Source organism: Mesorhizobium sp. WSM4808 (assembly GCF_055811675.1).
Genome location: NZ_JBVVQX010000002.1, coordinates 323,624 through 348,007, shown reverse-complemented (window position 1 = coordinate 348,007; position 24,384 = coordinate 323,624). Strand labels below are relative to the sequence as shown.

At 62.6% G+C, this 24,384-nt stretch carries 17 protein-coding genes; 13 read left to right on the top strand and 4 right to left on the bottom strand.

Annotated elements, in window-relative coordinates; all coding sequences use genetic code 11:
- Positions 1–258 precede the first annotated feature (258 nt).
- The 3 genes from cysD to cysQ are packed head-to-tail and all read left to right on the top strand — an operon-like array spanning position 259 to position 3,903.
- The gene (gene cysD, locus AC0L2U_RS04400; protein ID WP_027035869.1) at positions 259–1,164 is read left to right on the top strand and encodes a sulfate adenylyltransferase subunit CysD; all 906 of its coding nucleotides are present in this window, start codon (positions 259–261) and stop codon (positions 1,162–1,164) included.
- 2 nt (positions 1,165–1,166) lie between these two features.
- A complete protein-coding gene (gene cysN / locus AC0L2U_RS04395) occupies positions 1,167–3,104 on the top strand; it encodes a sulfate adenylyltransferase subunit CysN (RefSeq protein ID WP_164873879.1) in 1,938 nt (645 codons plus the stop codon).
- Positions 3,105–3,114: 10 nt separating this feature from the next.
- Positions 3,115–3,903, top strand: a complete 789-nt coding sequence (gene cysQ, locus AC0L2U_RS04390; RefSeq protein WP_164874015.1) for a 3'(2'),5'-bisphosphate nucleotidase CysQ — start codon at positions 3,115–3,117, stop codon at positions 3,901–3,903.
- Positions 3,904–3,918: 15 nt separating this feature from the next.
- On the opposite strand, the gene AC0L2U_RS04385 is transcribed toward cysQ, so the two are convergent.
- The 4 genes from AC0L2U_RS04385 to AC0L2U_RS04370 form a co-directional block, all read right to left on the bottom strand.
- The gene (locus AC0L2U_RS04385) at positions 3,919–5,061 is read right to left on the bottom strand and encodes a DegT/DnrJ/EryC1/StrS family aminotransferase (RefSeq protein WP_473601461.1); all 1,143 of its coding nucleotides are present in this window, start codon (positions 5,059–5,061) and stop codon (positions 3,919–3,921) included.
- A 247-nt stretch (positions 5,062–5,308) separates the two neighbouring features.
- Positions 5,309–6,232: a carbohydrate kinase family protein gene (locus tag AC0L2U_RS04380; RefSeq protein WP_473601460.1), complete on the bottom strand. Its 924-nt coding sequence runs from the start codon at positions 6,230–6,232 to the stop codon at positions 5,309–5,311.
- Positions 6,229–6,675, bottom strand: a complete 447-nt coding sequence (locus AC0L2U_RS04375; RefSeq protein ID WP_127396452.1) for an RbsD/FucU family protein — start codon at positions 6,673–6,675, stop codon at positions 6,229–6,231. The genes AC0L2U_RS04380 and AC0L2U_RS04375 overlap by 4 nt, the downstream gene beginning before the upstream one ends.
- Positions 6,675–7,901, bottom strand: a complete 1,227-nt coding sequence (locus AC0L2U_RS04370; RefSeq protein WP_127810961.1) for an ROK family transcriptional regulator — start codon at positions 7,899–7,901, stop codon at positions 6,675–6,677. The genes AC0L2U_RS04375 and AC0L2U_RS04370 overlap by 1 nt, the downstream gene beginning before the upstream one ends.
- A 209-nt stretch (positions 7,902–8,110) precedes the next feature.
- Here AC0L2U_RS04370 and AC0L2U_RS04365 point away from each other — a divergent pair, with 209 nt between their 5' ends.
- From AC0L2U_RS04365 to bglA, 10 genes are all read left to right on the top strand, one after another.
- Positions 8,111–9,145 carry a sugar ABC transporter substrate-binding protein gene (locus AC0L2U_RS04365; protein WP_127398255.1) on the top strand — a complete coding sequence of 345 codons (1,035 nt, stop codon included), beginning with the start codon at positions 8,111–8,113 and terminating at the stop codon, positions 9,143–9,145.
- A 159-nt stretch (positions 9,146–9,304) separates the two neighbouring features.
- A complete protein-coding gene (locus AC0L2U_RS04360; RefSeq protein ID WP_127269995.1) occupies positions 9,305–10,366 on the top strand; it encodes an ABC transporter permease in 1,062 nt (353 codons plus the stop codon).
- Entirely contained in the window at positions 10,342–11,151 is an 810-nt protein-coding gene (locus AC0L2U_RS04355) for an ATP-binding cassette domain-containing protein (RefSeq protein WP_245472424.1), read from the top strand. The genes AC0L2U_RS04360 and AC0L2U_RS04355 overlap by 25 nt, the downstream gene beginning before the upstream one ends.
- Positions 11,152–11,385: 234 nt before the next feature.
- On the top strand, positions 11,386–13,854 hold the full coding sequence (locus tag AC0L2U_RS04350) for a glycogen/starch/alpha-glucan phosphorylase (RefSeq protein WP_128288271.1): 2,469 nt from the start codon (positions 11,386–11,388) through the stop codon (positions 13,852–13,854).
- A gap of 106 nt (positions 13,855–13,960) precedes the next feature.
- Complete coding sequence (glgB, locus tag AC0L2U_RS04345; protein ID WP_127397875.1) at positions 13,961–16,174, top strand: 1,4-alpha-glucan branching protein GlgB; 2,214 nt, start codon at positions 13,961–13,963, stop codon at positions 16,172–16,174.
- Positions 16,175–16,209: 35 nt separating this feature from the next.
- Complete coding sequence (gene glgC / locus AC0L2U_RS04340) at positions 16,210–17,475, top strand: glucose-1-phosphate adenylyltransferase (RefSeq protein WP_127810959.1); 1,266 nt, start codon at positions 16,210–16,212, stop codon at positions 17,473–17,475.
- A 3-nt stretch (positions 17,476–17,478) separates the two neighbouring features.
- Positions 17,479–18,924 carry a glycogen synthase GlgA gene (gene glgA / locus AC0L2U_RS04335; RefSeq protein ID WP_127327162.1) on the top strand — a complete coding sequence of 482 codons (1,446 nt, stop codon included), beginning with the start codon at positions 17,479–17,481 and terminating at the stop codon, positions 18,922–18,924.
- Positions 18,925–18,927: 3 nt separating this feature from the next.
- Positions 18,928–20,556, top strand: coding sequence for an alpha-D-glucose phosphate-specific phosphoglucomutase (locus AC0L2U_RS04330; RefSeq protein WP_127398063.1), 1,629 nt, complete (start codon positions 18,928–18,930; stop codon positions 20,554–20,556).
- Between the two features lie 208 nt (positions 20,557–20,764).
- On the top strand, positions 20,765–22,774 hold the full coding sequence (gene glgX, locus AC0L2U_RS04325; protein WP_127810958.1) for a glycogen debranching protein GlgX: 2,010 nt from the start codon (positions 20,765–20,767) through the stop codon (positions 22,772–22,774).
- Entirely contained in the window at positions 22,761–24,380 is a 1,620-nt protein-coding gene (gene bglA / locus AC0L2U_RS04320; RefSeq protein ID WP_127396101.1) for a beta-galactosidase BglA, read from the top strand. The genes glgX and bglA overlap by 14 nt, the downstream gene beginning before the upstream one ends.
- Positions 24,381–24,384: the final 4 nt, after the last annotated feature.

The following is a 24,384-nucleotide window of genomic DNA, read 5'->3' as shown; positions in this document are numbered from 1 at the left end:
TCAAGCAATATTTTCCCCGCGTTTTCTGGGCCGTTGAGCTTGCAGGCAGGAATTTCCGGATTTGCCGGCATCTGTGGAAAATTCATTCTCGAACCATGTGCGGCCGGGTCAGTCCAGCATTGTTCTTGACAATGGCGATCTGCTAGAACGCCGGCACGAGAAAGAACGTCCAGAAACAAGGCTCGAACCGGGCGCGAAGAGCTCGATGATTTGAGGCAAGGTCTTCTGTTGGAAGATACGAAAGAACGCCCACGGCCCATGACAACAGCGCTTACGCATCTTCAGCGGCTTGAAGCCGAGTCCATCCATATATTCCGTGAGGTTGCGGCCGCTTTTGCCAAGCCGGTCATGCTCTATTCGGTTGGCAAGGATTCATCCGTGTTGATGCATCTGGCGATGAAGGCGTTTTATCCCGCCAAGCCGCCGTTCCCCTTTCTTCACGTCGACACGACGTGGAAGTTCCGCGAGATGATCGCCTTTCGCGATCAGATGGCGCAGAAACTCGGCTTCGATCTCCTGGTTCATGTCAATGAAGACGGCGTGCGCGACAACATCAATCCGTTCGACCATGGTTCGAACACCCACACCCATGTCATGAAGACCGTGGCGCTGCGCCAGGCGCTCGACAAATACGGTTTCGATGCGGCCTTTGGCGGCGCTCGTCGCGACGAGGAGAAATCGCGCGCCAAGGAGCGCATCTTTTCCTTCCGCAACGCCCAGCATGTGTGGGATCCGAAGAACCAGCGCCCCGAAATGTGGAAGATATTCAACACCCGCATCGCATCGGGTGAATCGATCCGCGTCTTTCCGCTGTCGAACTGGACCGAACTCGATATCTGGCAGTACATCCTGCAGGAAAGTATCCCGATCGTGCCGCTCTATTTCGCCAAGGAACGACCGGTGGTGGAACGCGACGGCATGCTGATCCTGCGGGACGACGAGCGCATGAAACTGCGCCCCGGCGAGACGGTGGAGAACAGGCTGGTGCGGTTCCGCACGCTTGGCTGCTATCCGCTGACCGGCGCCATCGAATCGGATGCCGACACGCTGGAAGCCATCGTCGGCGAAATGCTGACGGCACGGACGTCCGAACGGCAGGGTCGCCTGATCGACCGCGATGAAGCCGGCTCGATGGAAAAGAAGAAGCGCGAGGGGTACTTTTGACCATGCGCCACATCATGGCAAAGAGCCTCGCTCCCACCGACGGCGTTCGCGACTATCTGGCTGCGCAGGAGAAGAAGTCGCTGCTGCGCTTCCTGACCTGCGGCTCGGTCGATGACGGCAAGTCGACGCTGATCGGGCGCCTGCTGTCCGACACCAAGCAGATTTTCGAGGACCAGCTCGCCGCGCTCGAACGCGATTCGCGCAAGCATGGCACGACGGGCGACGACATCGATTTCGCGCTGCTGGTCGACGGTCTGGAGGCCGAGCGCGAGCAAGGTATCACCATCGACGTCGCTTACCGCTTCTTCGCCACGCCGAAACGCAAATTCATCGTTGCCGACACACCTGGCCACGAGCAATACACCCGCAACATGGCCACCGGCGCCTCGACCGCCGACCTGGCGATCGTGCTGATCGATGCCCGGCAGGGTGTGCTTCGCCAGACAAGGCGGCATTCGATCATCGCCTCGCTGCTCGGCATCCGCCACGTCGTGCTGGCCGTCAACAAGATCGATCTTGTCGATTTCGATCAGGCGGTTTTCGACCGGATCGTCGAAGACTACGGGCAATTCTCGCGCGATCTCGGCTTCCAGACCATTGTGCCGATCCCGATGTCGGCCCGTTATGGCGACAATGTCAGCCGCCGGTCGGAAAGCATGGAATGGTATTCCGGTCCGACGCTGATCGAGCATCTCGAAACCGTGTCGGTCGACGAAGCGATGGTCGAACTGCCGTTTCGTTTCCCTGTCCAGTATGTCAACCGTCCCAATCTCGACTTTCGCGGCTTTGCCGGCACGGTCGCCTCCGGCTCGGTTGCGCCCGGCGACGAGGTCGTTGTCGCCAAGTCCGGCAAATCCTCGCGCGTCAAGCGGATCGTCTCGTATGGCGGCGATCTCGCCCAGGCGGCCGCCGGCCAGGCCGTCACGCTCGTCCTCGATGACGAAGTCGAAATCTCGCGCGGCAACATGCTGGTTTCGCCTGCCGCACGGCCGCAAGTCGCCGACCAGTTCGCCGCCAACATCGTCTGGTTCGACGAGCATGCGTTGCTGCCAGGCCGCTCTTACATCCTGCGCACCGAGACCGACCAGACCAGCGCCACCGTCACCGACCTGAAATATCGGATCAACGTCAATGACTTTGCCCATGAAGCGGCAAAGTCGCTCGACATGAACGAAGTCGGCATCTGCAACATTTCGACGCGGACGCCGATCGCCTTCGATCCCTTCGCCGAAAACCGCACCACCGGCGCCTTCATCCTGATCGACCGCATCTCCAGCGCCACGGTCGGCGCCGGCATGATCCTGCACTCGTTGCGCCGCGCCGAAAACATCCATTGGCAGTCGCTCGATGTCGGCAAGCGCGTGCGCGCCGACATGAAGAACCAGCGGCCCGCCGTGTTCTGGTTCACCGGGCTGTCGGGTTCCGGCAAGTCGACCATCGCCAACCTGTTCGAAAAGAAGCTGTTCGCCACCGGCCGCCACACTTATATCCTGGACGGCGACAACGTCCGTCACGGTCTCAACCGCGATCTTGGCTTCACCGACGCCGATCGCGTCGAGAACATCCGCCGCGTTGCTGAAGTGGCGCGTTTGATGGCCGATGCCGGATTGATCGTCATTGTTTCGTTCATTTCGCCCTTCAGCGCCGAGCGGCGCATGGCACGTGAATTGATGGCCGACGGCGAATTCGTCGAGGTGTATGTCGATACGCCTTTCGAGGAATGCGCCCGGCGTGATCCGAAGGGCCTCTACGCGCGCGCGCTGAATGGCGAGATCAAGAATTTCACCGGCGTCGATTCCCCTTATGAAGCGCCGGAAACCCCGGAGGTCCATCTTCGGACACTCGGCAAGTCGGCCGAAGAGATGGTCGACGCCCTGGAACACTGGCTGAACGAGCGCGACATTGCCGAAGACCAATACGATAGCGGCGGCGGCATCTGACGACAGGCTGATGCTTGAAATCTTCGAGCGCCTGGCCTTGTCGGCCGGGCGCGAGGTGATGCGTGTGTTCCACGCCGGCTGTGCGGTTGACCGTAAGTCCGACGCCTCGCCGGTGACCGAGGCGGACCGCGAGAGCGAAAAGATCATTCTCGCCGGACTGCGTGCCGCATTTCCCGATATCCCCTGCGTGGCCGAGGAAGAAGCTTCCGCCGGCATCGTGCCGCCCGATCTGGACGGGGCTTTTTTTCTGATCGATCCGCTCGATGGGACCAAGGAGTTCGTTAACCGCCGCACCGATTTCACCGTCAACATCGCGCTGGTCCGCGATGGCGTGCCGGAAGTCGGCGTCGTCTTTGCGCCCTGCACGGGCCGCTTCTTTTCCGGCCTGCCGGGCAGGGCGGAATCACTCGAAATCGATGGCGATTACCAGATCGTCGGCCGCCGGCCGATCGCGGCGAGAGCGGCCGCGACGCCGCTGGCCGTCGTCGCCAGTCGGTCTCACAACACACCGGAAACCGAGGCCTATATTCGCGACCTCGGTGCCGCCGAAATCGTTTCGGTCGGTTCGTCCTTGAAGTTCTGCCTTCTCGCCAGTGCCGAGGCTGATGTCTATCCGCGCTTCGGCCGCACCATGGAATGGGACACAGCGGCGGGCGACGCCATCCTGCGCGCCGCCGGCGGCATGACGCGCACGCTGGACGGCCAACCTCTGGTCTATGGCAAGCGCAGGCAAAGCGACGACGAGGATTTTGCCAATCCGCATTTCATTGCCAGCGGCAGGGCGGCGGGCCCCGGCTGAGAAAGGCTCGGCAGCTTACTCTGCCGCGGCCTGCGCCGAATTCGAGCCGATATAGTTGCGGATCGTCTCGATGATGCGGTCCTGGTCGGCTTCGCTGAGATAAGGGTGCATGGGCAGGCACAGGATCCGCTTCGGCAGGTCTTCCGATACGGCAAGGCCGGTCGGCGTGCGCGGGTAGTCGCGATAAGCGACCTGGGCATGCAGCGGCTTCACGTAGTAAATGACAGACGGAATGCCCTTTTCGCCGAGATGCGCCCTCAGCCCGTCGCGCTTGGGCGTCTCGATGGCGTATTGCGCCCAGGCCGAACGGCTGCCGTCCAGATTGCGGGCGGCGGTGACGATGTCGCCAAGCCCTTCGGCATAGCGCTTTGCCACCACCTGGCGGGCGACCATCTCGTCTTCGAGGATTGCCAGCTTCTCGATCAGGATCGCCGCCTGGATCGTGTCGAGGCGTGAATTGATGCCGACGCGGACATTGTCGTACTGCGTCTCGCCCTTGCCATGGAAGGCGAAGGAGCGAAGCTGCTCGGCCAGCGCATCGTCATTGGTGAACATCGCGCCGCCGTCGCCGTAGCAGCCAAGCGGCTTGGCCGGATAGAAGCTGGTCGATCCGACATGGCCGAAAGCACCGCACATCTTGCCGTCGAGCGAACCGCCCATCGACTGGGCGGCATCCTCGATCACCATCAGCCCTTCTCGGCTGGCGATCGCCATGATCGCCTCGTAGTCGGCGGCAAGGCCAAACAGATCGACGGGAATGATTGCCTTCGGCTTCAGCCTTCCTTCCTTGTTGATCATGGCAATGGCCGCTTCGAGGCTGGCAATGTCGATGTTGTAGGTATGTGGGTCGACATCGACGAACACCGGCTCGGCCTTGGCCAGCGCCACCACTTCGGCGGTGGCGGCGAAAGTGAAGCTCGGCACGAACACGGCGTCGCCCGGGCCGACGCCGGCCGCAAACAGCGGCAACAGCAGTGCATCGGTGCCGTTGGCGCAGGCCACGACATGCTTGGTGCCGATATGGGCGGCGAGCTTGTTCTCGAATTCGGTGACTTGCGGGCCAAGAATATAACGGCCTTCGTCGACGACACGGTCGATCGCGGCCTTCAGCCGGTCGCGGATTCGTTCGCGCTGCGCGCCAAGATCGATGAACTGCATGTCGGCCTCAAAACGGGTTAGCCAGATAATCGGCCGCTGGTACCAGAGTTGCGCTTGCCGAGAAAGCCGGGCAGGCGGAGCCCAAATTGCCCAAGTGTCGCAGTCCGTTACCAGTATTTCCCGGCGAATGTCAGTCAGATGCCGGAAATCCGGGCTTCGTCGGGCGCCATCCCGCCCTTATAGCCCTGTAAAAGAGCCCTGCGAAACATAAAGTGATCGATTGGGCTCAACTTATGTTGAGCGTTGCTCAGGCGATTTCATGTCGCCAGGGTGGATTGGCGCCGGCCCGCGACACGGTCACTGCCGCCGCCTTCGCGCCGAGCGCCAGCGCCTTGTGGATGGCGTCTTTCGACAAGGCGGAAATCGCCGCCTTGGTCAGCAGGCCCTGCTCATGCAAGGAGGCGAGGATGCCGGCGTTGAAGGTATCGCCGGCGCCGACCGTGTCGACCACCTCGACCTTTTCCGGCATGACGGTGACGGCATGTTCCCTGGTATAGCCGACGGCGCCTTCGCTGCCATGGGTGACGACGATCAGCTTCGGGCCTCGGTCCAGCCAGTTGCGGATGACATCCTCGTGCGAGCCGGCTTCGCCGAACCAGTTCAGGTCTTCGTCCGACAATTTCACGATGTCGGCCATCGCCATCATCGCGCGAATGCGCCTGAGGTGCTTGGCCTTGTCCGGTATGAAGTTCGGCCGGATGTTGGGATCGAGCATCATCACTCGACTTTCATGCTCGCGCCGCATGAACTCCTCATAGGCACTGCCGGCGGGCTCCGAAATCAGGCTGATGGCACCAAACAGCATGGCTTCGATCTCGCTGCCAAGCTGCGGCAGGTCGTCGACGGTCAGCATGCGGCCGGCGGTGTTCTCGTCATAGAAAGTGTAGGTCGCCTGGCCGTTGGTGAGCTTGACGAAGGCCAGCGTCGTTGGCCGTGGTGAGGTGTGCGCATAGGTGGAGCTGACCTTGCTTGCCCCCAGCGCATCCCGGAACTGGCCGCCGAACAGATCCGACGACAGGCCCGAAAAGAAGCCTGCCGGCGCGCCGAGCCGGCCAAGCGCGATCGCCGTGTTGAACACCGCGCCGCCGACATAAGGCGCAAAGGCCGGCTCACCCGCTGTCGTCGTGCGCGGCAGCATGTCCATCAGGGCTTCGCCGCAGCAGAGGATCATGGCTTCCTGGTCTCCGGCGGATGGATCACGCCCTTGCGTATGATGATGTTGGCGTAGAGCCGCGGCTCGCTGGTCGCGACGATGGCATGCGCCGATTTGACCCGTGCATAGAAGTCGGCGCCGGCCAGCGCAACCACCTTGCGGTCCGGCGCGCGTTTGGCGCAGATCGCCTCGATCTCATGGTGGACAGGATCGGCAAGCGAGGGATCGCCTTTGACAGAGGCGCGAAACAGCGCCTCTGGAACGGCGTCGTCTACCGGCAGCACGCTCAAGATCGCGTCGAGCACCGGGATGAGATGGTGCCCGTCGGCTCGCACCAGCCGGGTGGCCTGTTGTTCGGCCGGATAGTTTCCGTCGACAAGGGCGATTTCGTCGCCATGGCCCATGGCACGCAACGTGGCCAGAAGCTCCGGACCGAGCAGCGCCGGGATTCCGATCAGCATCAGGCGCTCCTGGAAATCGTCGTCGAGCCGATCAGGAAGCGTTCGGAAAGGGGCAGGCTGGCGCCGCCGAGCGCCCGGGCGTGAATGCCGACGGTTCCCTCGCGAACGGCGGGCAGCTTCAGGCCTTCGCCGTCGATCGTGGCGATTGCCGCGATGATGGCGTCGACCAGCCGGCGGCGCACCGCCTTCGGCATCCAGCCGTCGATCACCGCCGCTTCGAAATCGATGACCGAGGATGCGGCGACGATGGCGTAGGCAAGGGCTTGCGAGGCACTGGCGATCCAGTCGTCGAGTTCGGAGCCGATCTCGCCCCAGTCTTCCGGCGATGTCCACAGATGCGAGGCCTCGACGCCGCGCGCATTGAGCGCCTTTTCGAGCATGGCGATGGACGCCACGTCGATCAGCTGGGCCGGTTTGCCGTCCGGTCCGGGTACGGGCATCGAACCCAGCGCGCCGGCATTGCCGGTCGGGCCGCCAAACAGCCGGCCATTCAGCACGATTCCGCCGCCGGCAAAGGCGCCGATGTAAAAATAGACGAAGTCACGCGCGGCACCCGCCTGGCCGAAGACGAGCTCGGCGCCGCAGGCCGAAGTCGCATCGTTCTGCAAATAGACCGGAAAATCGCATTGCGCCTGGATGTCGGCCCTGATGTCGCGGTGGCGCCATTCGTCCATGACGTCGCGCGGGGCGCCGGCGGTATCGGCCCAGTTCCACAATTCGAACGGCATGGCGATGCCGAGCCCGGCGATGCGCTTGTCCTGTGCAGGCGTCAGCTCGCCGCGCATCTGCCGCATGCCGTTGCTGACGAAGTCTACTGTCTCGCGCGGCGCCGGGTAGCGATAGGAATGCTGCAGCATCGAACGGACATGGCCAAGGAAATCGATCAGCACCAGTTCGGCGCTGCGGCGGCCGATCTTGAGACCGATGAAGAAAGCGCCTTCGGGATTGAGCGCCATCGGGATGGAGGGTTGGCCGATCTTGCCGCGCAACGGCGCCTGGCGCAGCAGAAGGCTTTCTTCCTCCAGCTCGCGCATGATGACCGAAACCGTCTGCGCCGAAAGCCCGGTCATGCGGGCGATGTCGGATTTCGCCAGGCTGCCGTGCTGGCGCACCAACGAGAGCACCAACCGCTCATTGTGGTCGCGCATGCCGCTCTGGTTGGTGCCGCGGTGAATGAGGCTGTCATTCACCTCGGGCGAACCGTGCCTCGCAATGGCGGTTTCCACCCTGTTCCTCCCGTCGTTTCCCCTCAATGCTTTTGGGCCAGAATGGGTGAATGAAGCAAGGCTGTCAATAATAAATAAGAGTGATTTAATTATTGACAGAAGCTTCGGCCTGGTGTCTGTTGAGGCAGCGTCCACGCTGGGAGAATTTCGTTGGATGCGCTGCAGGTGCCGGTTGGCCGGCATCGGAATGGTTCCACTGGGAGGAAATCGTGACCAATACAAAACTGTTGAAATCGACCGTGTTTGCCGCCGCGGCTCTGGGGTTGGTGGCGTTTGCGTCGTCCGCATCCGCGGCCGGTGTCGGTGCCTGTCTGATCACCAAGACCGACACCAATCCCTTCTTCGTCAAGATGAAGGAAGGCGCCACGGCGAAGGCCAAGGAACTCGGCGTCGACCTCAAGACCTACGCCGGCAAGATCGACGGCGACAGCGAGAGCCAGGTCGCGGCGATCGAGAGCTGCATCGCCGACGGCGCCAAGGGCATCCTGATCACTGCATCCGACACCAAGGGCATCGTGCCGACCGTGAAGAAGGCGCGCGATGCCGGCCTGCTGGTGATCGCGCTCGACACGCCGCTCGATCCGATCGACGCCGCCGACGCGACCTTTGCGACGGACAATCTCGAAGCCGGCAAGCTGATCGGTTCCTGGGCAGCCGCCACGCTCGGCGACAAGGCCAAGGACGCCAAGATCGGCTTCCTCGACCTGACGCCTTCGCAGCCGACTGTCGACGTGCTGCGCGACCAGGGCTTCATGATGGGCTACGGCATCGATGTGAAGGATCCCAACAAGATCGGCGATGAGGACGATCCCCGCATCGTCGGCCACGACGTCACCAATGGCAACGAAGAGGGCGGCCGCAAGGCGATGGAGAACCTTCTGCAGAAGGACAACACCATCAACGTCATCCACACCATCAACGAACCGGCCGCTGTCGGCGCCTATCAGGCGCTCAAGGCTGTCGGCCTCGAAAGCCAGGTGTTGATCGTTTCCGTCGACGGCGGCTGCCCCGGCGTGAAGTCGGTGGCCGAAGGTGTCATCGGCGCGACGTCGCAGCAATATCCGTTGCAGATGGCAGCACTCGGCATCGAGGCGATCGCTGCTTTCGCCAAGGACGGAACCAAGCCGAAGCCGACCGAAGGCAAGGACTTCTTCGATACCGGCGTCAACCTGGTGACCGACAAGCCGGCCACCGGCGTGAAGTCCATCGACACCAAGGAAGGCCTCGCCAAATGCTGGGGCTGATGCCGGTCTGACAGGCATCTACCGAACCTGGGCGGTCGGGGCTTGATCCCCGGCCGCTTCGGGTGGACGATGGCTCGCGTGACCGCGAACAATCCCGGCAGCAGACCGGAAAGGCGTGGACTGGCGTCGGCGTTTGGCTGAAGCCTATGGGGAGTAAACATGGCTCAAGCTCAGGAATTCGAGAAGGTTCTCTCGAGCAGCGACACCAGCGTTGCTGCTTTTGACGAGCACAAATCGGCCGTCAAGCGCATCCAGCATTTCCTGCATTCGACGCCGGCCGCGGTGCCGCTGATCGTCCTGGTTCTGGCGATCATCGTTTTCGGCATCACCATCGGTGGCCGGTTCTTTTCGTCCTACACGCTGACGCTTATCCTGCAGCAGATCGCCATTATCGGCATTCTGGGTGCTGCGCAGACGCTGGTCATCCTGACCGCGGGCATCGACCTGTCGATTGGCGTGATCATGGTGATTTCAGCGGTGATCATGGGCAATTGCGCCGTCAGCTACGGTATGCCGAGCGCGCTCGCCGTGGCGATCGGGCTTGCCGCCGGCGCGGCATGCGGGCTGCTTAACGGGGTGCTTGTCGCTTACATGAAGCTGCCGCCCTTCATCGTGACGCTTGGCACCTGGAACATCGTCATGGCCACGAACTTCATCTATTCGGCCAACGAGACGATCCGCGACACCGATGTCGACACCCAGGCGCCGCTGCTGCATCTCTTTGCCATCAGCTTCAAGGTCGGCACGGCGGTGCTGACGCTCGGCGTCATTGCCACGGTCGTGCTCGTGATGATCCTCTGGTACGTGCTAAATCACACGGCATGGGGCCGCCATGTCTACGCCGTTGGCGATGATCAGGAGGCGGCGAAGCTGTCGGGCATCCAGACCAAGAAGGTGCTGATGACGGTCTACACCCTTGCCGGGCTGATCGCCGCTTTCGCTGCCTGGGTCTCCATCGGCCGCAACGGCTCGATCTCGCCGTCGGCTGCCGTCACCGACTACAATCTCCAGGCGATCACCGCGACGGTGATCGGCGGTATTTCCCTGTTCGGCGGACGCGGCTCGATCCTGGGCACGCTGTTCGGCGCGATGATCGTCGGCGTCGTCTCCATGGGCCTCAACATGCTGGGCGCCGATCCGCAATGGAAGGTGCTGCTCACCGGTGTGCTGATCATCGGCGCCGTGGCGGTCGACCAATGGATCAGAAAGGTTTCGGCATGACCATGACCCAGGAACCCATTCTTACCGCGCGTGGCCTGGTCAAGCGCTACGGCCGCGTCACCGCCCTCGACAACGCCGACTTCGACCTCTACCCCGGCGAAATCCTTGCTGTCATCGGTGACAATGGCGCCGGCAAATCGTCGCTCATCAAGGCGATTTCCGGCGCTGCCGTGCCCGATGAAGGCGAGATCCGGCTCGAAGGAAAACCCGTCTCCTTCAAATCGCCGATGGAGGCCCGCGAAGCCGGCATCGAGACCGTCTACCAGAACCTGGCGCTGTCGCCGGCGCTGTCAATCGCCGACAACATGTTCCTTGGCCGCGAAATCCGTAAACCGGGTTTTCTGGGCGATTGGCTTCGCATGCTCGATCGCCCGGCGATGGAAAAGCGCGCCCGCGACAAGCTTACCGAACTTGGCCTGATGACCATCCAGAACATCAGCCAGGCTGTGGAGACGCTCTCGGGCGGCCAAAGGCAGGGCGTTGCCGTGGCGCGTGCGGCCGCCTTTGGCAGTCGTGTGGTGATCATGGACGAGCCGACGGCCGCCCTTGGCGTCAAGGAAAGCCGCCGCGTGCTCGAGTTGATCCTCGACGTCAAGAAGCGCGGCCTCCCGATCGTGCTGATCTCGCATAACATGCCGCATGTCTTCGAAGTGGCCGATCGCATTCACATCCATCGGCTGGGCCGTCGCCTCGCCGTCATCGACCCCAAGCAATATACGATGTCCGACGCCGTCGCCTTCATGACAGGAGCCAAGGCCCCGCCGGAGGCGGCGCTGGCGGCTTGATACATCTCGCCCAAGTGGCTGGCGCATGGCGACAACGGCAAGCACGGAACAGGGATTTGAAGCGCGGCGCGCGGGCCGTCTTGGCGCGTCACCCTTCAGAATTGCCAAATTGCCGCAGGGGGCAAGCCGGATCGAACCTGTTTAAATCGATTGAATATATGGCGGTATCAGCTAGCATGGGCTGGGAGGAGCGATGAAAGCCGGTATGATCATGGCAACCGCACGAGAGGCATCATGACGAGCGCGATGACATCCGAACCCCTTCCTCCACTGCTCGAAAATCCTGACCCAAAGACACTCGCACGTGAAGTCTTGGTTGCCCTCAAATACAGGGTCGGCAAGGACACCACCGTTGCGACCCAGTACGACTGGCTGACCGCCTCGATCAAGGTCGTGCGCGACCGGATCGTCGATCACTGGATGCAGGCGACGAGAGAGGCTTACGACCAGAAGGAAAAGCGCGTCTATTATCTGTCGCTGGAATTCCTCATCGGCCGCCTGATGCGCGATGCCTTCTCCAATCTGGGCCTGATGGACAACATGCGCGAGGCGCTGTCCTCTCTCGGTGTCGATCTCGACTTGATTGCAGCACTCGAGCCCGATGCGGCGCTCGGCAATGGCGGCCTCGGCCGGCTCGCGGCCTGCTTCATGGAAAGCATGGCGACCGTCGACATTCCGGCGCATGGCTACGGCATCCGCTATGCCAATGGCATGTTCCGGCAGGAGATTCACGACGGCTGGCAGGTCGAACTGCCAGAGACCTGGCTTGATCACGGTAACCCGTGGGAATTCGAACGTCGCGAACGCTCCTTCGAGGTTGGTTTCGGCGGTTCGGTGGAATCGATCACCTCCAAGGACGGGCGCCTCGAACGCCATGTCTGGAAACCGACCGAGCATGTGCTGGCCGTCGCCTATGACACGCCCGTCGTCGGCTGGCGGGCCAATCGCGTCAACACGCTGCGGCTCTGGTCGGGCATGCCGATCGATCCGATCCTGCTCGACAAATTCAATGCCGGCGACCACATCGGCGCGCTCGCCGAAAGCAACAAGGCCGATGCCTTGTCGCGCGTGCTCTATCCCGCCGATTCCCACAAGGCCGGGCAGGAACTGCGGCTTCGGCAGGAGTATTTCTTCTCTACCGCCTCGCTGCAGGACATCGTGCAGCGCCATCTGAGCCAATATGGCGACCTGAAGTCGCTGCCCGACAAGGCGGCGATCCATCTTAATGATACTCATCCGGCCATCGCTGTGGCGGAGTTGATGCGCCTGTTGATGGACGTCCACGGCATGGACTTCGACCAGGCCTGGGATATCACCCAGCGCACCTTCGGCTACACCAACCACACACTGCTGCCCGAGGCGCTGGAAAGCTGGCCGGTGCCGCTGTTCGAGCGGCTTTTGCCGCGCCACATGCAGATCGTCTATGCCATCAACGCTGAAGTGCTTCTGGAGGCGCGTGCTTCCAACCAGTTCTCGGACGAGCAGATTGGCCGCATCTCGCTGATCCAGGAAAATGGCGACCGTCGGGTGCGCATGGGCAATCTGGCCTTTGTCGGCTCGCATTCCATCAACGGCGTTTCGGCTCTTCACACCGACCTGATGAAGGAGACGGTGTTCGCCGATCTGCACAAGCTCTATCCCGATCGTATCAACAACAAGACCAACGGCATCACGCCGCGGCGCTGGTTGATCCAATGCAATCCCGGACTGACGTCGCTCGCCCGTGAGGCGATCGGCGACCGTTTTCTCGATGACATCGACGCCATTAAGGATCTCGACGGTTTCGCCGGCGACGCCGCCTTTCGCGACAAGTTCGCCGCCGTCAAGCGCGCCAATAAGGCGCGATTGGCCAACCTCGTCGCCGACCGGCTCGGCATCAAGGTCGATCCTTCGGCGCTTTTCGACATCCAGATCAAACGCATCCACGAATACAAGCGCCAGCTTCTGAACATTCTCGAGGCGATCGCCCTCTATGACCAGATCCGCTCGCACCCCGAGCGCGACTGGATGCCGCGCGTGAAATTCTTCGGCGGCAAGGCGGCGCCCAGCTACCACAATGCCAAGCTGATCATCAAACTCGCCAACGATGTCGCAAAAGTCATCAACCGCGATCCGGCCGTGCGCGGTCTGCTGAAGGTGGTGTTCGTGCCGAATTACAATGTCAGTCTGGCCGAGATCATGATGCCGGCGGCCGACCTTTCCGAGCAGATCTCGACTGCCGGCATGGAAGCGTCGGGCACCGGCAACATGAAGTTCGCGCTCAACGGCGCGCTGACCATCGGCACGCTCGACGGTGCCAATGTCGAGATCAAGGAATGCGTCGGCGACGACAACATCTTCATCTTCGGCCTGACCACCGCCGAGGTCGCCGAGCGGCGCAACAACGGTTACGATCCGCGCGCCGTCATCGAAGGATCATCTGAGCTCGCGCAAGCGGTCGCTGCCGTCTCGTCGGGCGTCTTTTCGCCGGACGATCCGGAGCGTTACCGCGACCTCGTCAACGGCCTCTACAACAGCGACTGGTTCATGGTCGCCGCCGATTTCGACGCCTATGCCACCGCCCAGCGCGAGGTCGATGCGGTCTGGCGCAACAGTCCCGACTGGTACGCCAGGGCAATCCGCAATGTGGCGCGTGTCGGCTGGTTCTCCTCCGATCGCACGATCCGCCAATATGCGAAAGAAATCTGGAACGTGCCTGCCTGATGTGATTGCATGAGGCCGCAAACAGTGTGGTCCCGGTGGTGTGACTTGAAAGTCGGATCACACCACTAGAAACAAACACTCGGTGCCTGGGGAGGGACACTGCCTGATGAAGAAGCCGCGCGCGACCGCTGCGACAAGCGGGCCGGACGGACTGGCGGCAGCCAGCGATGTTGCGGCGATTGTTGCCGGCACGCATGGCGATCCGTTTGCCATTCTCGGTGTTCAGGAGGCTGGGAAGGGTTTTGTGGCCCGCTGCTTTGTTCCGAATGCCGAATTCGTCACCGCTTATACGCTGACCGGCACCATCGCGGGTGAATTGTCCAGGCGCGACGATGGCGGCTTTTTCGAAGGCAAGCTCTCGATCAAGAAGCGGCAACCGCTTCGCTATCACGCGCGCAATGCCGGCGGCGACTGGTGGCTGACCGATCCCTATTCGTTCGGTCCGGTGCTCGGGCCGATGGACGACTACTACATCGCCGAGGGATCGCATCTCAGGCTGTTCGACAAGCTCGGCGCCCATGTCATCGAGCACGAAGGCGCCACGGGCGTGCATTTCGCCGTCTGGGCTCCCAATGCGCGGCGTGTCTCTGTGGTCGGCGATTTCAACGAATGGGACGGCCGCCGGCACTCGATGCGGGATCGCCGCGACACCGGCATCTGGGAGGTGTTCATTCCCGATATCGGTGCCGGCCGGCCCTACAAATACGAGATCATCGGCCCCGACGGCGTCAGGCTGCCGCTGAAGGCCGATCCGTTCGCCTTAAAGTCCGAACTGCGTCCGGCCACCGCTTCGGTCGTGGCCGTGCCGCCGGCGCATGAGTGGGGCGACGAGGCGCATCGCAATTTCTGGCGCAATGCCGATCACCGGCGCGAAGCCATTTCGATCTACGAGGTCCATGCCGGCTCCTGGCAGCTTCGCGACGACGGTACGTTCCTGTCATGGGACGAACTGGCCGACCGGCTGATCCCCTATGTGGTCGAGACCGGCTTCACCCATATCGAATTCATGCCGATCTCCGAACACCCGTATGACCCGTCCTGGGGCTACCAGACGACCGGCCTCTACGCGCCATCGGCCCGCTTTGGCGATCCGGACGGCTTTGCCCGCTTCGTCGACGGCGCCCACCGTGCCGGCGTCGGCGTTATTCTCGACTGGGTGCCCGCGCATTTCCCGGTCGATGAGCACGGCCTGGCCAATTTCGATGGCACCGCGCTCTATGAACATGCCGATCCGCGCAAGGGGTTTCATCCCGACTGGAACACCGCGATCTACAATTTCGGCCGCCGCGAGGTGGTGTCGTTCCTGGTCAACAATGCGTTGTTCTGGGCCGAGAAATACCATGTCGACGGTCTTCGCGTCGATGCGGTCGCCTCGATGCTGTACCTCGACTATTCGCGCAAGGCCGGCGAATGGATCCCCAACGAGAAAGGCGGCCGCGAGAATCTCGAGGCGGTCAGCTTCCTGCAGAAGATGAACAAGGAGGTCTACGGCCACCATCCGGGCGTGATGACCATCGCCGAGGAATCGACCTCTTGGCCGAAGGTCTCGGCACCGGTGCATGAAGGCGGGCTGGGCTTCGGCTTCAAGTGGAATATGGGCTTCATGCACGACACGCTGGAGTATTTCTCCAAGGAACCGATCTTCCGAAAACACCACCACAACGACCTCACCTTCGGCCTGACCTACGCCTTTTCGGAGAATTTCGTGCTGCCGCTCTCGCACGACGAGGTTGTGCACGGCAAAGGCACGCTGCTTGGCAAGATGGCCGGCGACGACTGGCAGAAGTTTGCGACGCTGCGCGCGTACTACGCTTTCATGTGGGGCTATCCCGGCAAGAAGCTGCTTTTCATGGGGCAGGAGTTCGCGCAGCGCCGCGAATGGAGCGAGGCGCGCGCGCTCGACTGGAACCTGCTTGAATTCCGGCCGCATCGCGGCGTCTGGCAGACGGTGCGCGATCTCAACTATCTCTACCGTTCGCGCCCGGCACTGCATGGCCGTGATTGTGAGCCGGAAGGGTTTTCCTGGCTGATCGTCGATGACAGCCAGAATTCGGTTTTTGCCTGGCTGCGCAGTGCACCGGGCGGCAGCCCGGTGGCCGTCATTTCCAATTTTACGCCGGTGCCGCGTGACAATTATCGCGTGCCGTTGCCGACATCAGGCAAATGGCGTGAGATCATCAACACCGACGCTTCGGAATATGGCGGTTCCGGCAAGGGCAATGGCGGCATGGTCGAGGCGCGGGCGGAGGGAGGAAACATCTCAGCGACGATGCTTTTGCCGCCGCTGTCGACGATCATGCTTGAACTCGTTGCCGACTGAGCCATGTCGATATCGAGTAACTTGGGAGGGTAGAAATGGCAGACCTGAAACGGACCCAGCCGCTGGCGCGCGATGCCATGGCCTATGTATTGGCCGGCGGCCGTGGGAGCCGCCTCAAGGAACTGACCGACCGGCGTGCCAAGCCGGCCGTCTATTTCGGCGGCAAGACGCGCATCATCGACTTCGCGCTTTCCAACGCGCTCAATTCCGGCATTCGCCGCCTCGGTGTCGCCACTCAGTACAAGGCGCATTCGCTGATCCGCCATCTGCAGCGCGGCTGGAACTTCCTGCGCCCTGAACGAAACGAGAGTTTCGACATCCTGCCGGCCAGCCAGCGCGTCTCGGAAACGCAGTGGTATGAAGGCACCGCCGACGCCGTCTACCAGAACATCGACATCATCGAGGCCTACGGGCCCGAATACATGGTCATCCTGGCCGGCGATCACATCTACAAGATGGACTACGAGATGATGCTTCGCCAGCATGTCGATGCCAATGCCGATGTCACCGTCGGCTGCCTCGAAGTGCCGCGCATGGAAGCCACCGGCTTCGGCGTCATGCATGTCGATGCCAAGGACAACATCATCGCCTTCGTCGAAAAGCCTGCCGATCCGCCCGGCATTCCCGACAAGCCGGAGTTTGCCCTGGCCTCGATGGGCATTTACGTTTTCAAGACCAAATTCCTGATGGAGCAATTGCGCCGCGATGCGGCCGAGCCGGGCTCGAGCCGCGACTTCGGCAAGGACATCATCCCCTACATCGTCCAGCACGGTAAGGCGATCGCGCATCGCTTCGCCAAATCCTGCGTCCGCTCGACCGCCGAGAACGAGGCCTACTGGCGCGACGTCGGAACGGTCGACGCCTATTGGGAAGCCAATATCGACCTGACCGATATCACGCCCGAGCTCGATCTCTACGACCGCGACTGGCCGATCTGGACTTATGCCGAATTGAAGCCGCCGGCAAAGTTCGTGCATGACGAGGATGGCCGCCGCGGTTCGGCTGTGTCTTCGCTTGTCTCGGGCGATTGCATCGTCTCGGGGGCTTCGCTGAAAAAAAGCCTGATCTTCACCGGCGCGCGCATCAATTCCTATTCGACGCTGGAAGAAGTCGTCATGCTGCCCGACGTTCATGTCGGCCGGAACGCAAAGTTGAAGCGCGTGGTCATCGACCATGGTGTTAGGATACCGGAAGGGCTGGTGGTCGGCGAAGATCCTATTCTCGACGCCAAGCGCTTCCGCGTTTCCGAAAAGGGCATCTGCCTGGTCACGCAGGACATGATCGACAAGTTAGGGCTCTAACGCATGCAGGTTCTGTCGGTCACGCCCGAGATCTTTCCGCTGATCAAGACCGGAGGGCTTGCCGACGTGACCGGCGCGCTGCCCATCGCCTTGGCGGCCAAGGGCGTGACCGTGCGCACGCTCATCCCGGGCTTTCCGACCGTCATGGCCGCCTTCAAGAAGAAGCGGGCGGTTCTGCAATATCCCTTGCTGCAGGGCGGCAAGGCCTCCGTCCATTCAGTCCAACTCGCTGGGCTCGAACTGTTCGTGCTCGATGCGCCGCATCTGTTTGACCGTCCCGGCGGTCCCTACGGCAATGCCACCGGCGTGGACTGGCCAGACAACTGGCGGCGTTTCGCGGCCTTGAGCCAGGTCGGCGGCGACATCGCCGGTGGCGCCATCTCGGGCTACCAACCCGACATCGTCCATGCCCATGACTGGCAGTCGGCGATGACCCTGGCCTACATGCGCTACGGCAAGGCAGTTGGCATTCCCTCGATGATGACCGTCCACAATCTCGCCTTCCAGGGCCAGTTCGGCGCCGGCATCTTCGGTGAACTCGGCTTGCCGGCGGCGGCGATGGCGCTCGACGGCGTCGAATATTATGGTGGTGTCGGCTTCCTCAAGGCTGGCCTGCAGGCCGCCTGGGCGATCACCACGGTCAGCCCGACCTACGCGCAGGAGATCCGCTCGGCGGAATTCGGCATGGGTCTCGACGGCCTCATCAACATGCGCTCCAGCGATCTCTATGGCATCGTCAACGGCATCGATACCGGCATCTGGGATCCGGAAACCGACAAGCATCTGGTGTCCCCCTACACGGCGAGCACACTGAAGGCGCGCGCGCCCAACAGGACTGCCGTGGAGGACCGCTTCAGCCTTGAGCGTGACGACAGCCCGATCGTCTGCGTCGTCAGCCGGCTGACCTGGCAGAAGGGGATGGACATACTGGCGCTGGTGATCGACGGCATCGTTGCCACTGGCGCGCGGCTGGCCATCCTCGGATCGGGCGATGCCGGTCTCGAAGGCGCGCTGCTTGCCGCTGCCGCCCGGCATCGCGGCCGTATCGGTGTGGTCGTCGGCTACGATGAGGGGCTGTCGCACATCATGCAGGGTGGCTGTGACGCCATCGTCATCCCCTCGCGCTTCGAACCGTGCGGGCTGACGCAGCTTTACGGCCTGCGCTATGGCTGCGTGCCGGTGGTCGCGCGCACCGGCGGCCTCGCCGATACGGTCATCGACGCCAATGAGGCCGCCGTCTCTGCCGGTGTCGCCACCGGCTTCCAGTTCGCGCCCAACAATGGCGGTGCCTTGCTGCACGCCATTAGCCGCCTCGTCGACGCCCATGCCAGTCCGACGGTCTGGGAATCGCTGCAGCGCCAGGGCATGAAGGCCGATGTGTCGTGGGACAAGAGCGCCGAAAAATATGTCGAACTCTATCGCTCGCTGCTTTCGAAAAGGGTTGCCTGAAGCATGATACGGACCGTCCCCACCAAGCCTTATTCCGACCAGAAGCCCGGCACGTCGGGCCTGCGCAAGAAGGTGCCTGTCTTTCAGCAGGAGCACTATGCCGAGAATTTCATCCAGTCGATCTTCGACGCGCTTGACGGTTTCAAGGGCAAGACCCTGGTGATTGGCGGTGACGGCCGGTTCTACAATCGCGAGGTCATCCAGAAGGCCATCGCCATGGCCGCCGCCAACGGCTTCGGCAAGGTGATGGTCGGGCAGGGCGGCATCCTGTCGACGCCAGCCGCCTCGCATGTCATCCGCAAGTACAAGACCTTTGGCGGCATCATCCTGTCGGCCAGCCATAATCCCGGCGGCCCGCATGAGGATTTCGGCATCAAGTACAATGCCGGCAATGGCGGCCCGGCGCCCGAAAAGCTGACCGACGCGATGTTCGAGAAAACCAAGACGATCTCAAGCTTCAAGATCGCCGATATCGATCCGATCGACATCGACACAACAGGCACGGTCAAGGCCGCCGGCATGACGGTCGAGATCATCGACCCGGTCGCCGACTATGCCGAACTGATGGAAAGCCTGTTCGATTTCGATGCCCTGCGCAAACTGTTCAAATCCGGCTTCCGCATGCGCTTCGACGCCATGCACGCGGTGACCGGCCCCTACGCCAAGGAGATCCTGGAAAATCGGCTCGGCGCGCCCAACGGCACCTGCCGCAATTTCAAGCCGCTGCCGGATTTCGGCGGCCATCACCCGGATCCGAACCTCGTCCATGCCAAGCACCTCTATGACGAGATGATGGGACCGGACGCGCCGGATTTCGGCGCTGCCTCGGATGGCGACGGCGACCGCAATCTGATCATCGGCAAGGGCATTTTCGTTACCCCGTCGGATTCAGTTGCCATGCTCGCCGCCAATGCCCGCCTGGCGCCCGGCTACAAGGCCGGTTTGAAGGGCATCGCCCGCTCGATGCCGACCAGTGGCGCTGCCGACCGCGTCGCTGAAAAACTCGGCATCGCCCTCTATGAGACGCCGACCGGCTGGAAGTTCTTCGGCAATCTGCTGGATGCCGACATGGCGACGATCTGCGGCGAGGAGAGTGCGGGCACCGGCTCCAACCATGTCCGCGAAAAGGACGGCCTATGGGCGGTGCTTTTGTGGCTCAACATCCTTGCCGCGCGCGGCGAAAGCTGCAAGCAGATCGTCACTGAGCACTGGGCGACCTACGGTCGCAACTACTATTCGCGGCACGATTATGAAGAGGTTGAGAGCGACCGCGCCAACGCATTGGTCGACGAACTGCGCGCCAAGCTCGGCGCGCTGCCGGGTACCAGCGTGCGCGGCATGAAAATCGCCAGCGCGGACGATTTTGCCTATCGCGATCCGGTCGACGGTTCGATCAGCGAGCATCAGGGCATCAGGGTGCTGTTCGAAGGTGGTTCGCGGGTCGTCTTCCGCCTCTCCGGCACCGGCACGTCGGGCGCGACGCTGCGCGTCTACATCGAACGTTACGAGCCGGACAAATCGAGGCACGACCTCGACACCCAGGCCGCCCTTGCCGATCTGATAGCCGCAGCCGATGATATTGCCGGGATTCACAGCCATACCGGCCGCCCCAAGCCAAGCGTGATTACTTGAGGGTGGCGGTTCGCGCTTTCCCTTCTCCCCTTGTGGGGTTCGAAGGACGGGGCGAGACCCGTGGCTCGCCCCAGGGCGGTGGATCGGCGCGTAGCGCCGAGACGATTGAGGGGTGCGCGAAGGATCGCTGTCCTTGCCAAGCTGGAACACCCCTCATCCGTCGCCTTCGGCGACACCTTCTCCCACAAGGGGCGAAGGGGGAGACTGCATGACCCAGCTCGGCGCCACCGTCACCCGCGAAGGCATCCGCTTTGCCGCTTGGTCGCAGGCGGCCCGTCGGCTTTGGGTCTCGATCTTCGACGAGCAGGGCAACCGGGAAATCGAACGGCTCGAACTGCAGCCGGAAGGTGAGGGCGTCCATGCGCTGTTCATTGCGGGCCTTGGCCAGGGCATCCGCTACGGCTTTCGCGCCGATGGCGACTACGCGCCGGAACGCGGACTGTGGTTCGATCCCGCCAAGCTCCTGACCGATCCATATGCCGTCGAGATCGACAGGTCCTATGTCTATGACTGGCGGCTGGCCCAGCGCCGGGGCGAGGGCGCCGATACCGCGCCGCTGATGCCGAAGGCGATTGCCGCTGCGCTGCCGAAGCCGGTGCAGGCTGCCCCGCCGCTATTCCAGCCGGGCGGCCTTATTTACGAAGTGCCGGTGCGCGCCTTCACCATGCTGCATCCGGACATTCCCGAAAAATTGCGCGGAACAGTCGCCGCACTTGCTCACCCGGCGGTTATCGAGCATCTGAAAGAACTGGGGGTTGACGCGGTCGAACTGATGCCGGTGACCGCGTCGATCGACGAGCGACATTTGCCGCCGCTCGGGCTGCGCAACGCCTGGGGCTACAATCCCGTGACTTTCATGGCCCTCGATCCGCGTTTGGCGCCAGGCGGCATCATGGAGTTGCGAAACACGGTCGCCGTGCTGCGAGAGGCTGGCATCGGCGTCATCCTCGACCTCGTCTTCAACCACACCGGCGAGAGCGACTGGCTTGGCCCGACGTTGTCGCTGCGCGGCCTGGACAACCAGGCCTACTACCGGCACTCATCAGACGGCGGGCTGGCCAACGATACCGGCACCGGCAACACGGTCGCTTGCGATCATCCTGTCGTCCAGGAGATGGTCCTCGACACGCTTAGCCATTTCGTCAGGGATGCCGGCGTCGACGGCTTCCGCTTCGACCTGGCGCCAATTCTGGGCAGGGTTGAAGGAACATTCGATGCCGAGGCGCCGATGCTGAGAGCGATGCGCGACGACCCGCTGCTGGCCGATCGGGTGTTGATCGCCGAGCCGTGGGACATCGGTTCCGACGGCTATCAGCTCGGTAATTTTCCGCCGCCATTCCTCGAATGGAACGACAAGTATCGCGATGACGTCAGGCGCTTCTGGCGCGGCGACGCCGGCATGGTCGGTGCGCTGGCGACCCGGCTTGCCGGTTCGTCCGATGTGTTCGCAACGAACAGGCAAAACGCCAGTCGGACCGTCAATTTCATCGCCGCCCATGACGGAATGACGCTCGCCGATATCGTGCGCTACGAGCGCAAGCACAACGAAGCCAATGGCGAGCAGAACCGCGACGGTCACAATGAAAACCTGTCCTGGAACAGCGGCGTCGAAGGGGATGCGGACGATCCGGCCGTATGGGAGTCTCGCCAGAACGATCAGTGCGCGCTGCTCGCCACGCTGTTTGCCTCGCGCGGCACCATCATGCTGACCGCAGGCGACGAGTTCGGCCGTACCCAGCAGGGCAACAACAACGCCTATGCGCAGGACAACGAGATCACCTGGCTCGACTGGGCCGGCCGCGACCAGGCGCTGGAGCGCTACACGGCGGAACTCTCGAGGCTGCGCCGGTCGATGCCGGCGCTTTCCGACACAAGCTTCCTCACTGGCCAGCCACCGGCAGGTTCGGAGATACCGGACGTCGCATGGCTGACCGAGACAGGCGCGCCGCTCGACGAACAGAGCTGGCAGGATCCGCAGCGGTACCGCCTGGTCATGATCCTGGCCGCCGAGGATGACCGCCGTCTTGCGGTGCTTATCAACGGCGATCGCCGGGCCTGCATGTTCACCTTGCCTGAGCGAGACGGATTCTTCTGGGCTCCAGCCATCGAAGCGCCGGATGCGGCGGACAGCTCGCGACCGATATCGGGACGGGCGGTGATCTTCATGATCGAACGAGCGCAAGCCGGCACAGGGGAGAAGCGCGATGGCGGCGAGTGACAAGACCGGATGGTGGCGCGGTTGCGTCATCTACCAGATCTATCCGCGCTCCTACCAGGACACGACCGGCAACGGCAGCGGCGATCTCGCGGGTATCACGTCGAGGCTCGCCCATGTCGCCTCGCTTGGTGTCGACGCCGTCTGGCTGTCGCCTTTCTTCAAGTCGCCGATGGCCGATATGGGCTACGACGTGTCGGATTACTGCGATGTCGATCCGGTGTTCGGCACGCTCGAAGATTTCGATGCGCTGGTCGCCGAGGCGCATCGTCTCGGCCTGAAGATCGTCATCGACCAGGTGCTGTCGCATTCGTCCGACAAGCACGACTGGTTTGTCGAAAGCCGCGCCAGCCGCGATAACCCCAAGTCGGACTGGTATGTCTGGGCCGATACCAAGCCCGATGGCGGCGCGCCCAACAACTGGCTCTCGGTGTTCGGTGGCCCGGCCTGGGAATGGGATTCGACCCGCCGGCAATACTACATGCACAACTTCCTAGCCTCGCAGCCCGACCTGAATTTCCACAACCCGGAGGTCCAGGACGCGCTTCTCGACACGGTGCGCTTCTGGCTGGAGCGGGGCGTCGACGGTTTCCGGCTCGATACGGTCAATTACTATGTCCATGACCGCTGGCTGCGCAGCAATCCGCCCCTGGCGTCGAGCGTCGCCGGCACTAACAGCGAGACCAACACCTACCTCTACCAGGAGCATCTGTTCGACAAGACGCAGCCGGAAAACCTGGCGTTCCTGCGCCGCTTCAGGACGCTGCTCGATGAATATGACGACCGCGCCGCGGTCGGCGAAATCGGTGATGAAGGCCGCTCGCTGCAGACGCTCGCCGCCTACACGTCAGGCGGCGACAAGCTGCATATGTGTTACACCTTCGACCTGCTCGGTCCGCAGTTCTCGGCCGCGCATGTGCGTGGCTGCGTCGAAGCCTTCGAAGCGGCCGTTTCCGACGGCTGGGTCTGCTGGGCGTTCTCCAACCATGACGTGGTGCGCCATGTCAGCCGCTGGACAAGGCCGGGCAGCGATCCCGACGCGGTCGCAAGATTCTCGATCATGCTGTTGTCCTGCCTGCGCGGCTCGATCTGCCTCTATGAGGGCGAGGAGCTGGGCCTGGAGGAGGCGGAACTGGCCTATGAGGATCTGCGCGATCCCGTCGGCATCCGCTTCTGGCCAGGCGTCAAGGGCAGGGATGGGTGTCGCACGCCGATGGTCTGGGAGGCCGGCGCCGACAATGCGGGCTTCTCCACGGCCAGGCCGTGGCTGCCGATACCGGCCAGCCATCGCGCCCGCGCGGTCGACGTCCAGAATGCCGACACGGCCTCGGTGCTGAAGTCCTATCGGACCACGCTGGCCTTGCGCGGGGAGCATGAGGCTCTGGTATCAGGCTCGATCCGCTTTCTCGACGCCGAGGGTGACGTGCTCGCTTTCATTCGCGAGGGCGGCGGTGAAAGACTGCTCTGTGTCTTCAATTTCGCTGGAGGACCGGCCAATTGGCCGTTGCCGGGGAATATCGGAGCGGTTGTACAGCTGGATGGCACCGCGATCGTCACGACCGAGCTTTTGCTGCCAGCGCTCGGAGTCTTTTTTGGCAGGCTCGACTGATACC